Annotated in this window: 14 protein-coding genes; 3 read left to right on the top strand and 11 right to left on the bottom strand. The window is 32.7% G+C overall.

Annotated features, from left to right (window positions below):
- The first annotated feature begins 5 nt into the window (after positions 1 to 5).
- Positions 6 to 770, top strand: a complete 765-nt coding sequence (locus I0Q91_RS05860; RefSeq protein WP_270453488.1) for a DUF1295 domain-containing protein — start codon at positions 6 to 8, stop codon at positions 768 to 770.
- Here I0Q91_RS05860 and I0Q91_RS05855 read toward each other — a convergent pair.
- Positions 767 to 2,137: a hypothetical protein gene (locus I0Q91_RS05855; RefSeq protein WP_270453487.1), complete on the bottom strand. Its 1,371-nt coding sequence runs from the start codon at positions 2,135 to 2,137 to the stop codon at positions 767 to 769. The genes I0Q91_RS05860 and I0Q91_RS05855 overlap by 4 nt on opposite strands.
- Before the next feature lie 12 nt (positions 2,138 to 2,149).
- On the bottom strand, positions 2,150 to 2,596 hold the full coding sequence (locus I0Q91_RS05850; protein WP_270453486.1) for a GNAT family N-acetyltransferase: 447 nt from the start codon (positions 2,594 to 2,596) through the stop codon (positions 2,150 to 2,152).
- Positions 2,597 to 2,761: 165 nt separating this feature from the next.
- Here I0Q91_RS05850 and I0Q91_RS05845 point away from each other — a divergent pair, with 165 nt between their 5' ends.
- Both I0Q91_RS05845 and wecB read left to right on the top strand, forming a co-directional pair.
- Positions 2,762 to 3,313: a manganese efflux pump MntP gene (locus I0Q91_RS05845; RefSeq protein ID WP_270453485.1), complete on the top strand. Its 552-nt coding sequence runs from the start codon at positions 2,762 to 2,764 to the stop codon at positions 3,311 to 3,313.
- Positions 3,314 to 3,334: 21 nt separating this feature from the next.
- Positions 3,335 to 4,453, top strand: coding sequence for a non-hydrolyzing UDP-N-acetylglucosamine 2-epimerase (wecB, locus tag I0Q91_RS05840; RefSeq protein WP_270453484.1), 1,119 nt, complete (start codon positions 3,335 to 3,337; stop codon positions 4,451 to 4,453).
- A 32-nt stretch (positions 4,454 to 4,485) separates the two neighbouring features.
- Here the strand turns inward: wecB and I0Q91_RS05835 are convergent, their stop codons facing one another.
- The 9 genes from I0Q91_RS05835 to I0Q91_RS05795 form a co-directional block, all read right to left on the bottom strand.
- Entirely contained in the window at positions 4,486 to 5,484 is a 999-nt protein-coding gene (locus I0Q91_RS05835) for a Gfo/Idh/MocA family protein (RefSeq protein ID WP_270453483.1), read from the bottom strand.
- 14 nt (positions 5,485 to 5,498) lie between these two features.
- Complete coding sequence (locus I0Q91_RS05830) at positions 5,499 to 5,795, bottom strand: hypothetical protein (RefSeq protein ID WP_270453482.1); 297 nt, start codon at positions 5,793 to 5,795, stop codon at positions 5,499 to 5,501.
- 126 nt (positions 5,796 to 5,921) lie between these two features.
- Entirely contained in the window at positions 5,922 to 6,773 is an 852-nt protein-coding gene (locus tag I0Q91_RS05825; protein ID WP_270453481.1) for a YitT family protein, read from the bottom strand.
- A 185-nt stretch (positions 6,774 to 6,958) separates the two neighbouring features.
- A complete protein-coding gene (locus I0Q91_RS05820; RefSeq protein ID WP_270453480.1) occupies positions 6,959 to 7,735 on the bottom strand; it encodes a tyrosine-protein phosphatase in 777 nt (258 codons plus the stop codon).
- Positions 7,736 to 7,825: 90 nt separating this feature from the next.
- Positions 7,826 to 8,521 (bottom strand): CpsD/CapB family tyrosine-protein kinase, encoded by a 696-nt coding sequence (locus I0Q91_RS05815; RefSeq protein WP_270453479.1) that lies wholly within the window; start codon positions 8,519 to 8,521, stop codon positions 7,826 to 7,828.
- Complete coding sequence (locus I0Q91_RS05810) at positions 8,522 to 9,562, bottom strand: GumC family protein (protein WP_270453478.1); 1,041 nt, start codon at positions 9,560 to 9,562, stop codon at positions 8,522 to 8,524.
- Between the two features lie 175 nt (positions 9,563 to 9,737).
- Positions 9,738 to 10,637, bottom strand: a complete 900-nt coding sequence (locus tag I0Q91_RS05805; RefSeq protein WP_270453477.1) for a lysophospholipid acyltransferase family protein — start codon at positions 10,635 to 10,637, stop codon at positions 9,738 to 9,740.
- 12 nt (positions 10,638 to 10,649) lie between these two features.
- Positions 10,650 to 12,383, bottom strand: coding sequence for an ABC transporter ATP-binding protein (locus tag I0Q91_RS05800; protein ID WP_270453476.1), 1,734 nt, complete (start codon positions 12,381 to 12,383; stop codon positions 10,650 to 10,652).
- A gap of 134 nt (positions 12,384 to 12,517) precedes the next feature.
- Entirely contained in the window at positions 12,518 to 14,680 is a 2,163-nt protein-coding gene (locus I0Q91_RS05795; protein WP_270453475.1) for a carboxypeptidase regulatory-like domain-containing protein, read from the bottom strand.
- Positions 14,681 to 14,720 lie beyond the last annotated feature (40 nt).

Here is a 14,720-nt window from a genome sequence, read left to right as displayed (position 1 = left end):
AATTAATGAATATTTTTATTCAAGTTGCACTTCTTCTATTTATTTATTTTACAGGTTTCTATCTTTTCTGCATGCTTAAAAATGATAATTCCTATGTCGATATAGCCTGGGGTTTTGGCTATGTAGTTGCAGTTTTATTTACTTTAATTAGAACTGAGGCTGCCACTGTTGATATTTTAGTTGCCTTAATGGTGACAGTCTGGGGCGGTAGACTAGGAATTCATATTTTAAGCAGAAAAATAGGAAAACCTGAAGACTTCCGTTATCAACAGATGCGGGAAAACTGGAATAATTTCTATATTCAATCATTCTTTAGAATCTTTATGCTTCAGGGTTTTCTATTATATATCATAGCCTACCCATCAGTAAAAATAATTTCTAATAATGTTGAAACAATGAATCTATTAGGTTATATTGGAGTTCTGGTATGGCTAATCGGGTTTGGATTTGAAGTTATCTCAGACTGGCAGCTTAAAAATTTCATTAAAAATAGAGAAAGTAAAGAAGAAATCATGGATTCAGGGCTCTGGAAATACAGTAGACATCCTAATTACTTTGGGGAAGCCTTACTCTGGTGGGGAATCTTTTTAATTGCCCTGGATACAGTTGGAGGCTTCTTGATAATATTAAGCCCTATTTTAATTACTTTCCTGGTTAGATTTGTATCAGGAGTACCTCTCTTAGAAAAACGGTATAAAGATCATGAAAATTATCAGAAATACGCTGAAAAAACCAATATATTTATCCCCTGGTTTCCAAAAGAGGGCTAATTTTCATACGCAAACTCTCTTTTATCTTCTTTCCAATCTGTAATTGCCTGGAACCAGATAGCAAAGGTCTCTGCACCCTCGCCTAGAGTATATGCAAGCCCGCCAATTATTGCCGGGTGGATATTAATAAATAAAATACTAATTATTAAGGTTATAATAACCATTATGATATTCATCAGCTTTGAAATACCAATAGCCCTGGTATTCTTTTCTGTCATCAAGAGGCCCCAGTATGCTTCTCTTATAGCTCTAAATAAAGGTACGACTGAAAGAACTAGCATAACCCTCATTGCTATTTCAGTAATTCCAACTGAAACTGAGATAACTGAATTAAAGATCCAGAAACCAATTGGGGTAACAGATATAATAAAGATGATTGAACTTACAATAAGCCCGGCCGATAAACAGAATTTAAAAATTTTTGGCCAGTTTTCATCGTTATGATCTTCTGCATGTACAAGGGAGACATTATGCAGCATACTTAACGATCCTGATAAGACGAACATTAAACCCATGGAAACCCCAAAAACTGCCAGGGCCTCGGTTGGTGATTCGGTTCTGCCGAGACCGGCCTGGATTATTGGCTGTACAAATGAGGCGAAAGACATCATCAGACCCAGGGGCAAGAAAAATTTAAATAAGCTTTTAACTTCCAGTTCCTTTTTATTTGTAACTGGCATTAATTCTGCTGCCTGAGCTGGAGATTTATAAAAGAAAAATAAACTTGCAATAATAAATACAGCCTCTAAGCCTATCCCGAAGAACCAGGTAATACTACCTGCAACAACACCTAAAACTGCCTGTGTCTGGACAGTCCAGTATAAAAAGCTGGAGATAAATATTAATCTAAGTATAATTCCAGGTAAAAATAAGTGTGTTTTTTTAAGAGAAATCACTATACCCTGATGGGTGTTTCTTAAATATTCTACTAAAGGCATAAATGCTGTTATTCGCAGAGCAGCTCTGGCAAACTCAAGTTGTTCAACTTCTCTTAAACCATATATATTTCTAAATACAAAATTACCTAATGGGGTATATCCGATAGATATTAAGATAAATAAAAAGAAGCCACAGAGAGCTCCTAAAAATTTGATTGCTAAATAATAACTTTCTTTGCTGTCCACCATTGATGAAACAACCTGGCGACTTGTATATATTGGTGATTTAACTATATTTGAAAAGCCTTTAACGATGGCAAAAATAGCGATACTTAATTCTGGAGAGGGCATTCTTGCCAGAGCGGCATCAACAATAGAATGGCTCAGGCCAATTATTGTTGGAGTAACAGCTAAAGGCAGGAAAAATAAAAATAAACTTAAATATGAGATATCTCTTCTGGACTTTACTTTTTTTCTTCTTGATTGCATTAAAATAATCTCCTAACTATATTTTCTAAGAATGTCTATATGAGGTATTCCATCTTCAAGATAAACTTCTGAAACTGGTTCAAAACCATGTTTACCATAAAACTCTCTTAAATGGTTCTGAGCTGAAAGCTTAATATCTCTGGCACCTTTTTCATCTATTAAAAAATCTACTGAAACCTCAAGCATTTCAGTTCCAATTTTCTTTTCTCTATACTCCTCTTTTACTATTACCCGGCCAATTGCTGCCTCTTTAAAGTAATCCCCTGGCAGAAAAAGTCGGGAATATGCGATAATCTCATCATTATTTCTTCCAATCAAATGGTAAGCTATATCATCTTTTCCATCTAACTCCGGATAGGGACATTCCTGCTCTACAACAAAAACATCTACCCTTAATTTTAAGATTTCATATAATTCTTCTTTACCTAATTCAGTAAAGGATTTTATCTGCCATTCCATACTTTCAACCTCCATTTGCAATAATCCTTAGCAACATCGTATTATATTATAACATATTATATACTTTAGTCCAGAAAAAGCTCGAATTTATTTGACAAAATTGAATTTTTAAGTTATCTAATATATTATGGTATAGTAAGATAAAATTTTTAAAAGGAGAATTTAATGTTTGGATTTAGTATAATTATATTAGGATTTGCACTTTCACTGGATGCATTCGGAGTTGCTCTCGGACTCGGGTGTGGAACAAAGCTCAATATAAAAGAAGAAAGTTCTATTATAATATCATTTGGTTTTTTTCAGTTTCTATTTGCAATGATAGGAGCTTTAATTGGAAGTTTTATTGACGCAAATATTATTAGTATATCAGCAACTTTTAGTGGCCTCATAATAATTATACTGGGCCTCTATTTAATTAATGAAGGACGCAAATTAGAAGAAGAATGTATTTATTATAATCTAAATTTAGCTAAATATGTCGCCCTGGGCGTTGGAGTGAGTATAGATGCTTTAGGGGTTGGGTTTTCTACTCTTTACAATCAGCAAATAAATTCTCTTTTTTTAAATTCATTAATAATTGGAATTATAACAGCTACTTTAACTTTTATAGCTTTTAAAACAGTATTTTATATAAGAAATTTTAAAGTAGTTGAAAAATACTCAGATTATATCGGTGGAATAATCTTAATATTATTTGGATTAACGATGATATTTTAATAATTAAGCAGGTGAATAAAAATGGATAAATTAAAAGTAATGCCGATCTTTGGCACACGGCCAGAAGCTATTAAAATGGCTCCAGTTGTGAGGGCTTTAAAAAATAATCAAAATATAAATACTGTGGTTACTGTTACAGCCCAGCATAGAGAAATGTTAGATCAGGTGCTTGATTTATTTAATATTAAGCCTGATTATGACCTGGATATAATGAAAGATAATCAGACTTTGAGTGAAATTACATCCAGGGTCTTAAAGAAGTTAGAAGCTGTTTTTATTAAAGAAAGGCCAGATTTAATACTGGTCCATGGTGATACTTCAACAACCTTTGTTGCTTCACTTGCAGCTTATTACCAACAGATTCGTATAGGCCATGTTGAAGCCGGTTTGAGGACTGGTGATAAATATTCGCCTTATCCTGAAGAGATGAATCGCCATCTGACAGGGGTTCTCTCTGATCTTCATTTTGCACCAACTGAAACAGCCAGAAAAAATCTGCTTAAAGAAAATATATCTGCAGATAAAATTACTGTGACTGGCAATACAGTGATTGATGCCCTTTTAGATACAGTAAAGGATAATTATCAATTTGAAAACCAGCTTTTAAGTGGGCTTGATTTTGATAATAAAAAGATTATATTGCTGACAGCCCACAGACGGGAAAATCTAGGCAAGCCTCTGGAAGAAATATTTAAAGCAGTTAGAGATTTAGTGCTCGGGGATGATAATATTGAGGTTGTCTACCCTGTTCACCTTAACCCAAAGGTTAAGGATGTTGCAGAGAAACTACTTGAGGATATTGATAGAGTTCATCTGATTGAACCAGTGGATTATGAGCCTTTTGCTAATCTAATGAATAAATCATATATGATAATGACAGACTCAGGGGGAATTCAGGAGGAAGCTCCTTCTCTGGGTAAACCTGTGCTAGTATTAAGGGATAAAACCGAAAGGCCTGAAGCAGTAGATGCTGGAACTGTCATGAAGGTTGGAACTGATTACAGAGTTATTTATGACGTTGCCAGAGATTTAATTTCAAATAAAGACTTATATAATGAAATGGCAGCAAAAAATAACCCTTATGGCGATGGTAAAGCCGCTGGCAGAATAGTCGAGTTTATAAAAGAAAAACTAACATAATTTTTATTCAACCAGCTTTATAAACTTATCAATCAAAAAAACATCTCTAACCCTTTTCGATTCGACTCAAACATTAAATCAATAATTTCCTGATTTAAAATAGATTCTTCAGGATAAGGTTGTGCCAATATATTATTCAAAAATGCCCTTGAAACAGCTTCTATTTCCTCCTGATACAAATCAGTAGCTTTACATGTATACTCTTTTATATTACCTTCAGGATAAGATTTGCCACCATATAAATAAAAGCTCTCTTCACCGGTCTTTTCCCATGAGAAAAAACCCGGGGCAATAATTCTCCCGTGTTCAGCTGAAATTTCAACACCTTTATTCCCATTTGAAGCAATACTATAAGATAATATAGCTTGGGTTTCTGGATATGAAAAGACAGCTGCACCATCAAGATCTACCCCATCATTACTGACTTTTCTAAATTTATTAAATAGAGCATCTGGTTTGCCCAAAATCTTTAAAATAAAGTCTACCCCATAACAACCAACATCATGTAATGCTCCACCACCAAGATCCTGTTGAAATCTAATATCAGATTTAGGTCTGGAACTTCTATATGAAAAATCCACTTTAACTCTATGAATCTGTCCAAGTTCATTTTTAGCAACTTTTATCAACTCTTTAGTTATTTCACGATAGCGATACATAAAACCCTCAACTAATCTATTACCTGTTTCTACTGCAATCTCAAAAAGCTTTACTGTATCTTTTTTAGATAATGTCAATGGTTTTTCACATAGAACATCTTTGCCTGATTTAAGAACCTTTTTAGTCCATTCAAAATGAAATTTATTTGGCAGAGGAATATAAACTGCATCTATAATATCAGAAGCTATCAACTCTTCATAACTATCATAAGTTATAACATCTTCATAATCAGATGCTATTTCATCTGCCCTTTCTTTATTTCTACTGGCAATAGCTCTTAGCTCAGCATTTTTAGCATTATTAATAGCTGGCAATACATGCTTTTTTGCAATACTGGCTGTGCTTAAAATACCCCATCTTAACTTTTTCATTACTATCCCCTCCTCTATAAATTAAATAAACCTTTAACCCTATCAATCAACTTTTCTGGCAGACTTCTCTCCTTATCTAAATCAGGAATTTTAGAAATAAATCTTTTGATAGCCCGTTTCTCACTCTTATTTAATTCCCTATCAACTAAATAATAATCATCTGGTATATAATTAATCTCTTCCCATTGTTTAATATTTAACTTTTCAGTCTGTGAACTGGAATGCTTGATAATTAAACGGCCATTATCCAGTTTAAATATTTTACTGTCTATATCTTTAGATTTATGTTGATAAATCTCTTTTACTTCCATTGTTTTTCATCCTTCTCTCTTAAATATAATAAAAAGCCGACAATCTAATGCCGGCTTATTGAAATCTAATATTATTATACTATTATAATCTAAAAAATTAAAGTCAGAATATTTTTAAATGATAATTTAATAGCTAAAGCCTTCACCAAATACCTCTTTAACCTTTGAAACCATAACAAAGGCATCCTCATCCACTTTAGCAATATAAGATTTAAGAGCTAAAAACTCACGTCTATTCATTGCTGTTATTAAGACATCTTTATCTTCTCCAGTAAAGGCGCCTTCTGCTCTATAAATTGTAGCGCCTCTCTGAATATTATTATTGATATAGTTCCTGATTTTTTCCGGGTTAGAGGTGATAATAGTCAACTTAATTTTTAAATTAAAACCAGCAATAATATAATCTATTATAAAGGAATTCATAATAACTCCAAGTAATGCATATAAACCTAATTCAACACCAAAAGTAATTCCAGCCGAAATAGTAACTAGAAAATCAGCCACCAATAACGACTTACCAATTTCTATTTGCTGATACTTATTAATGATTTTAGCAAGAATGTCAGTACCGCCAGTGGAGGCATTATGATAGAAAATAATGGCTAATCCAATACCAATAGTTAAAATGCCATGAAATAGATTTAGGAATATATTATCTACAAGTGGCTGTTGTAAGGGAAAAGCAGATTCAATAATCCAGATAGTACTGGATAGTGTAAGGCTCGCAAAAATAGTTTTTAAGCCAAACTTACTGCCGATTAACCAGAAGCCTAAAGCTAATAATATTATATTCATTCCGATTAGAAATAGTCCTATTGGGATTTGAGGCACCATATGATTAACTACTATAGCCAGCCCTGTAATGCCGCCTACAGCTAAATTTGAAGGGATTAAAAAGACACTGGTACCAATTGCCACAGTCAATACACCAAGATAAATAATTAAGTAATCTTTCAAATTGTTTCTTAAATTTTTCATTTAAACCACACTCCTTTAAATATTGTTACATTTATCTATCCATAAAGAAAAGCCCCTTCTCGGCAAAATGCGAGGAGGCAGCTTTGATTTTTGCTTATTTATTTCAGCCTTTAGTCATTCTAACATAAGGAATGTGGTTTTGGCAAGGGCTTGAAAATTATCCGGAGTATTCTGAAATTAATTTATTATAATATATCAGCAATAAATTTTGGTAAAGAAAATACACTACTAGAAGGTTCTCTATAGTTCAATAATTTAAGTTTTTTATTACTGATAACTCTTACTGCATTTTCAGAAAAGTTAATAGTAATTTCTTTCGATATGTTTTCAATCTCTTTTATAGCAATTGGCATTAGTTGATTTCTTTTACCAGTTGAATGGAGATCAGAACCAATTAATTGTACCAGATTGTTTTTAATAAATATTTCTGCTGTCTTTTTCACTCTTGAACCATATCTACCTAAGATACTCCCTGAGTTAAGTTGAGCATAAATACCGCTATCTACAAAATCATAAAGCTTTTCAGGATTTTTAATTAGATCGGCACATCTCTCTGGATGGGCTATTACAGGCTTATAGCCAAGAAGTTTTAAATCATGAAAAATATTAAAAGAATCAACTGGCATACTGTCAAATGGAAATTCAACTAATAAATAACTTGAATTGGCAAGGGTTATTGCCCCATTATCATTTATCTCCTTTGAAAGATTACGATTCATTTGATATTCGGCTCCAGGAAATAAAGTTATTTCTATTTCTTCATTTCTTGCAATTTTATTAAATCTATTGATTTCTTTAATTAGATAATCTTTATTGTAAGTTGAATTATTATTAAAATGTGGCGTTGCGACAATACTTTTAACACCTTTTTCAGATGATTCTTTTAAAATTTCAATCGTATCCTGTTCTCGCTCTGGTCCATCATCTATACCAGGCAGAACATGGGCATGTAAATCAATCATTTATTTAGACACTCCAGTACATAATTTTATTGTACGATATATTTCGACATTATACATTATATCATTACAATAATCATTAAACAATAGGATTTATTGAGTATAATAACCACCATAATATTTATTATTTTCTTCAATAGGATGCATATTCAAAACAGTGCCTAAAATATTAGAATTGGATTTTTTTAATCTCATTTTAGCATCTTTAATCTGTTCTTCTTTTGTTTTATGGGAATGAACAACAATAATTGTACCATCAACTTTATTACCTATTATGGCAGAGTCAGAAATACCTACAGGTGGGGCATCAACTAAAACAATATCAGCTTTTTCTGCAGCTTTATCAAGTAATTCACTCATTTTCTGAGATGAAATTAACTCTGATGGATTAGGTGGTATAGCCCCTGAAGGAATTACATAGAGGTTATCAACTTCATTATCCCTTAATGCTTCATCAAAGGATATTTTCCCAGATAAAATATCACTGACCCCATCAAAACTGGTAACATTAAGCTGAGTATGAACTTTAGGACGCCTTAAATCTCCATCAATTAAGATAACTTTTTGTCCATTATTAGCCATAGAAATAGCTAGATTAGTAATAGTTAAACTTTTACCATCTCCTGGTTCAGAACTGGTAAAAGAAATTTTTTTAAGTTCTTTATCCGGACTAAGGTAATTCAGATTGGTTCTTAAATTTCTATAAGCTTCAACTATAGGCGAATGAGGGTTGAGGTTATATATTAGTTCCTGTTTATTTACATTTTTCTTACCGATTAAATTCCTCATTTAATTATCACCTTCCTGGTTTTCCTTAGAATGTTTATCAACATCAATCTCAGGTATTATCCCAAGAACAGATAAATCACTAACTTTTTCTAACTGTTCTTCAGTTTTAATTCTGGTATCAAAGAATTCAAACATAAAGATAACAAAAAGTCCGAGCATTCCAGCTAAAACACCCGATATTAATGTCATCAAGTTAACTCTTGGACTTACAGGATTTTCTGGAATAGTTGCTGCTTCAATAACTTCAATTTCAGTTGGTTGAATATTCTTTTGCAGGCGGATCTCTTCCTGCCTTTCTCTTAACATATCATAAGTATTTTGTGCTATATCTTTTTCAGATTCTAAAAAAGCAAGTGAGATCTCACCATTAATATCACTAATACCAGTATCAAAGCTGGCTAAATAATCATTTTCTTCAATTGAAATGTCATTAGACAATAATGTTGTACTCTCACCATTAGCTTCTGCTATTTTATCTTCAAGCTCTAAAATCACTCTCTGATTTTCTTCTAACTGTTCTGAAATAAAATTTAAAGCTCTATCAAAATCACTAACCTGACGGTCATATGTAGTTTCCTCAAGGGTGACTGCAGTTTTATTTGCTATATCAGTTGCCAATTCTGGGTCATTATGAGTTACTTCGATTACAAGGAGATTATTAATTGAAGCACTACTTATATTGATAATATTTCTTAATCTTCTAGGAGTTAATTCCTCATTAAGCTCTGGATTAATATCCAATTTAGCTCTCATATTCTCTAAGAAATTGCTGCTTTTCATGATTTCTATGTATAAATCTGTATTCCTTGAGGAAGTTAAAGTTCTTCCCTCAGAAATATATTCTCTTAATTGCTCTTCATCTTCAGAGACTAATACCTGTGTGGAAGCCTGAAATTCAGGTTCTAAAGTGTTTGCAAATAAAAAAGTTGCAACCATCGAGACTGCAACAACTGCAATCAGAATAAACTTTTTCTTCCAGATAACCATAAATAATTCTTTTAAATCAATTTCCATCTCTTCAATATTGTTATTTTCATTCATATGTTAGATCATCTCCTTTTAGCATTGGTCTTTTTAAAATAATACCATTTTATAAATGATAAATCAATTAGTTTTTCTTAAAATACCAAAGAAATTTTAGAGACAATCTATTTTCGACATTTTTATACAAATAATTTTATGCATTTATAAGAACTATTGTTAATCAATATTTATATCAAGATTTATTTTCGTTAATTTTCGCCTGTTTCCAGCGTTTATAAAACCAGTTCCACTGGTCAGGGTTTTCTCTGACTACTTCTTCTGTTGTCTGGATTAATTTTTTAAGCAGGGCTTTTTCTTCTTTTTCGTTTAAATTTTTATTGATCTCAATTGCTGGAAAGAATCGTATGTTGAAATTGGCAAATCCCTGTCGGATAGGATATGCAGGTATAATTATTGAATTAGTTCTGGCAGCCAGTTTAATTATTCCTCTATATGTACTTGTGGTTCTTCCTAAAAAGTCGACCTCAAGGCCGGCATCACCGGCATGTTGATCTCCTAAAAGGAATAGAATTTTATTGTCTTTTAAAGCCTTATAGGCCTTGCGGATTCCTGCACCGGTATAGATAACCTCTGTTCCGCCTGAACGGCGAATATCATTTAAAGCTTTATCTCCATAATCCTGTTTTTCGACAATTGCTGTCGTAGGATAACCTTTTCTGGACAGAGCAGGGCCCAGCCATTCCCAGTTGCCAAAGTGGGCAGTATAGATAATAATTCCTCTATTTTGAGCTTTAGCTTCTTCTAGAATATTTAGATTTTCATAATCGAAATGCCGGGAAAGATTGTTCTGATCAATATTTTTGATTAAAAAAAGCTCCATTATCATCTGGCCGAAATGTTTGCATGCTGAAATGATTATCTCTTTTTTTTCTTTTTTATTGTACTGGCCAATATCGACATTATTTATATTTCTCCAGGCCAGGCGCCTCTCATGGCCGGCTAAATAATATGCAATATATCCTAAAGCTTTGCCTAACCTGGAAACAATAGCTTCAGGCAAAATATTTACAAGTAGATCTCCTAGAGCAAAAATAATCCTTATTAATTTATCAATTATTTTATCAGTATTCATAATTCACTACCTTTATTGAGCCAGCTGGTGTTGATATAATTTGTGATAGAGGCCTTCTCTATCAATCAGCTGACTGTGATCTCCCTGTTCAATAATATTTCCGTCTTCTAAAACAACTATTTTATCAGAATTGATAACAGTGCTCAAGCGGTGAGCAATGATAAAGGTTGTTCGATTTTCTTTTAAGCGATTCAAAGCATCCTGAACAAGTTTTTCAGATTCAGTATCAAGTGAGGAAGTTGCCTCATCAAAAATTAAGATAGCAGGGTCTTTTAATAATGCTCTGGCGATTGCAATTCTCTGCTTCTGGCCTCCTGAAAGACCGATTCCTCTTTCTCCAAGATAGGTATCATAGCCATCAGTGAAATCGATTATAAAATCATGGGAATTGCTGGCCTTTGCTGCTGCTATTATTTCATCCTCAGAGGCGTCAAGATCTCCATACCTGATATTATCTCTGATTGTTCCAGAAAAGAGGATTGTCTCCTGGGGAACAACGCCAATTTTACTCCTTAAAAAATCTACGTCTAAATCACGTATATCATGGCCATCGATTGAAACCTCACCCTGTATCGGATCATAAAATCTAGGAATCATATCAACCAGAGTTGATTTACCGGCTCCACTTGGGCCAACCAGGGCAACTGACTTTCCTGGCTCCACTTTTAAATTGATATTATTTAAGACAGTCTCTTCATCATATGCAAAATATAGATTTTTAAATTCGACTTCACCATCTATTTTATCAAGGACAGTATTATTATCTTTAGTTTTTATTTCAACTTCGTAATCAAGGGTTTCAAAGATTCTTTCAGCTGCGGCCATTGCTGACTGGATAGTTGCATTTACTTTGGTAACTGACTGGAGCGGGCTTCCAATTGTAATAATCATTGTAAAGAAAGCTATTAATTCTGCTGCTCCCATAGTTCCGTTCATAACTTCAAGACCACCAAACCATAATACTGCTGTAAAACCCAGGGCAGCAGAAAATTCAACCATTGGACTTAAAGCTGCTTTATACTGAGATTTTTTAACGACAGCCCTGAAATTAGCCTGATTTTCTTCCTGAAACCTCTCATACTCATAATCTTCACGGCCAAAGGATTTAACAACCCTGATGGCAGAGAGAGTTTCCTGAATAACATCAGAGACATCTGCAATTTTTACCTGAACTTCTTTACTTTTATTTCTGATTTTTTTATTAAACTTTACAACAATAAATGCAATCAAGGGTAAAACAACAATTAGAAAAAGGGTTAACCTAAAATTTAAGTAAAATAAGTAGATGAAGCCACCGATAACAGTCAGTGAATTATAGACTAAATTCACTGAACTATCAACTATTGCACCTTCAAGGACCTTAACATCATTTGTCAGCCTGGACAGGATTTCTCCAGTTTTACTCTTATTATAAAAGCTTAAAGGCAGTTTCTGGAGATGGCTGTAAAGATCATTTCGTATATCCCGCATAACTTTATGGGATACATACTTACTTAAGTATTTTTGAGCATAATAAACCAGGCCCTTAACAAAATAAAGAGCAATCATGCCCAGGGCAATCATTGAAAGGATAAAAATACCGCCCTCATCAGCGGATATATCTGCAATAATTGTCTCCAGTAACTCCTGAAAAACTCTGACAAAAAATACTGTCAGGGCAGCATGGATCACCATACTCATAATTGCAAAGATAAACCTCTTTTTATATGGTCCGACATAGCTATAAAGACGTTTAAGTAAATTCATTTTAACCCACCTTACTATAAAAAACTTCAAGGTTTATTATACTATTTATTGTGGGTTAATACAAATCAAATAAGCATAGAGATAGGCCAGCAAACTTAATCGCTGGCCCATAATTAATTATTAAATTCTAATAATTAATCAATTAAATTACCTTCAAAGTTTACACTATCACTATAACCAGAAACCTCTCTTGTTTCTGGTATGAATTCATAACCATCTTTTTCTGGAATGACCTCTACTATTCCATTTAATCCTACTTTTGAAAAATAACCATCGTTATCAGTGTATACTGAACTAATATGGCTATTATTAAATGAAGCAATCGATGAAAAAGATATTTTTGCATCTGCAATACCTACATTATTTCCATCAACTAATCTACCATGAACATTATAATCCTCTTCATATATAATAAAATCTATATTATCTTCAGCTTCAGTTACTGTAATTTCGTTAGGAGAGAAATTTTCACTGAAAGAATCAGGGGTTCCTTGAGGTTTAATAACAACTGTACCCCATAAATTATCTTTAACCCATTCTCCATTAGAGCCAGTTATAGCAGAACCTATATTATTTCCTTCTAAATCCTCAAAGTTGATCTGGATATTAGGAACTGGTTTTCCATTGCTATAAACAATACCTGATACAGAATATTTATCAAATGGACCCTCTTGCTTATGACCTTTAAAATTAACATTATCATTATACTCTGAAACTTGCCTAGTTTTAGGAGAAAATTCATAACCAGGTTTTTCTGGAGTTACATCTATATTACCAATCAAACCAGTCTTATTAAAGTATCCTTCACTATCGGTGTAAACTGAACTAATATCATCACCTGAAAAATTAATCCTTGCATCAGTTATAGGCTCTTCAGAATTTTCATCAGTTAATCTACCAAATATCTCATATACATCTTCGTAAGCAATAATCTCTATATCATCTTTAGCACTATCTAGATTAATTTCAGCTGGTTTAAAAATATAGTCTTCTTTTGATGGTTCTATATTAATATCACCAACTAAATTTCTTGCTTTAAACTCGCCGTCATTGTTAGTAAATACAGAATCATATTCTCCATTATTAATTTCTATCTTTACACCGCTTATTGGTTCATTGTTTTCATTTACTATTATTCCTGATATATCATAACTTTGGTCCTCTGCTCTAAAGTTTACCTCATCACTATCACCAAAAATTTTTCTTTCAACAGGATCAAATGTATAGCCATCTTTTTCAGGTATTACTCTTAATTCTCCCTTTAATCCAGAATAGCTATATTGTCCTTCAAAACCAGTTACTGTTGTATCAATAATCTGATCATTTGAATCCTTAAATGTAATATCTACCCCATTTATAGGCTCATCGTATTCATCTAAAACTAAACCTTCAATATCATAACTACCTCTCATTGCAAGAATTTCAATGTTATCATTTGCTTCTCTTAAATTTATTGTAGCAGGAGAAAATTCATAATCATTTTTTATTGGCTCTAATTCAACCTGGCCAGTTAAATTACGCTTAGTAAATTCTCCATTTATATTTGTAATGACTGAATCATATTGATCATCGTTAAATTTAATTTTTACATTACTTATTGGAGTGCCCTCTTTATCAGTAACTATACCTTCAATATCATAAAACTGTTTTATAGCTACAAAATCTATATTTTCTCTATCCTTTTCAGCCTTCCTATATTCAGGTTCAAAGATATAACCATCTTTTTCTGGTATAATTGTTATTTCACCTTTAAGATCTGAAAAATCAAATTCTCCATTCCTATCTGAATAATCATAAGCAACTTCTCCATCTTCATCAGTTAATGTTAATTTAACTGCATTAACAGGTTCATCATCTTGATTAACAATATCACCAGAGATTGAAAATGTAACAGGATCATCAGATGGATCAGAAGGATCTGATGGGTCTGATGGTTCAGAAGGATCTTGATCTTCAGTTTCAACATAAGTACCTTCAAATATTATGCCCATATTATCAGAACTAACAACTTGTTTTTCCGGATTAAATCTCCAGCCATCCTTTGCTGCATAAATTTCAGCTTCTTCAGGTCTGCCAGTAATAGTTAACTCCCATTTACCTTCAGAACAAGTGTCAACTGTCTCTCCTGATTTTGTATCAGTAACAACAACATCAGCAACTGCAGAATTGGAGTTTTCAGTAACTACCCTGCCACCAACTTTAATATTACTGGTATTAAAATTAACAAAATCACTGCAACCAGCTAAAAGAATAAGAGATAAAGTGAAAACAAAAAATAATTTAATAAACTTTTTCAATTAAGTTCACCGCCCTATATATAATAGAATTTATATAAAA

It is taken from the genome of Halonatronomonas betaini (assembly GCF_015666175.1).
In the GTDB taxonomy this organism is placed as follows: Bacteria; Bacillota; Halanaerobiia; order Halanaerobiales; family Halarsenatibacteraceae; genus Halonatronomonas; species Halonatronomonas betaini.
Note: the sequence above shows the minus strand (reverse complement) of the source record. Positions and strands in the feature narration are given on the sequence as shown.

Coding starts and splice junctions, on each gene's coding strand:
- I0Q91_RS05860 (WP_270453488.1), top strand. CDS start 6: ATGAATATTTTTATTCAAGTTGCACTTCTTCTATTTATTTATTTTACA.
- I0Q91_RS05800 (WP_270453476.1), bottom strand. CDS start 12,383: ATGAATTTACTTAAACGTCTTTATAGCTATGTCGGACCATATAAAAAG.
- I0Q91_RS05830 (WP_270453482.1), bottom strand. CDS start 5,795: ATGGAAGTAAAAGAGATTTATCAACATAAATCTAAAGATATAGACAGT.
- I0Q91_RS05805 (WP_270453477.1), bottom strand. CDS start 10,637: ATGAATACTGATAAAATAATTGATAAATTAATAAGGATTATTTTTGCT.
- I0Q91_RS05835 (WP_270453483.1), bottom strand. CDS start 5,484: ATGAAAAAGTTAAGATGGGGTATTTTAAGCACAGCCAGTATTGCAAAA.
- I0Q91_RS05855 (WP_270453487.1), bottom strand. CDS start 2,137: ATGCAATCAAGAAGAAAAAAAGTAAAGTCCAGAAGAGATATCTCATAT.
- I0Q91_RS05825 (WP_270453481.1), bottom strand. CDS start 6,773: ATGAAAAATTTAAGAAACAATTTGAAAGATTACTTAATTATTTATCTT.
- I0Q91_RS05850 (WP_270453486.1), bottom strand. CDS start 2,596: ATGGAATGGCAGATAAAATCCTTTACTGAATTAGGTAAAGAAGAATTA.
- I0Q91_RS05820 (WP_270453480.1), bottom strand. CDS start 7,735: ATGATTGATTTACATGCCCATGTTCTGCCTGGTATAGATGATGGACCA.
- I0Q91_RS05815 (WP_270453479.1), bottom strand. CDS start 8,521: ATGAGGAATTTAATCGGTAAGAAAAATGTAAATAAACAGGAACTAATA.
- wecB (WP_270453484.1), top strand. CDS start 3,335: ATGGATAAATTAAAAGTAATGCCGATCTTTGGCACACGGCCAGAAGCT.
- I0Q91_RS05845 (WP_270453485.1), top strand. CDS start 2,762: ATGTTTGGATTTAGTATAATTATATTAGGATTTGCACTTTCACTGGAT.
- I0Q91_RS05810 (WP_270453478.1), bottom strand. CDS start 9,562: ATGAATGAAAATAACAATATTGAAGAGATGGAAATTGATTTAAAAGAA.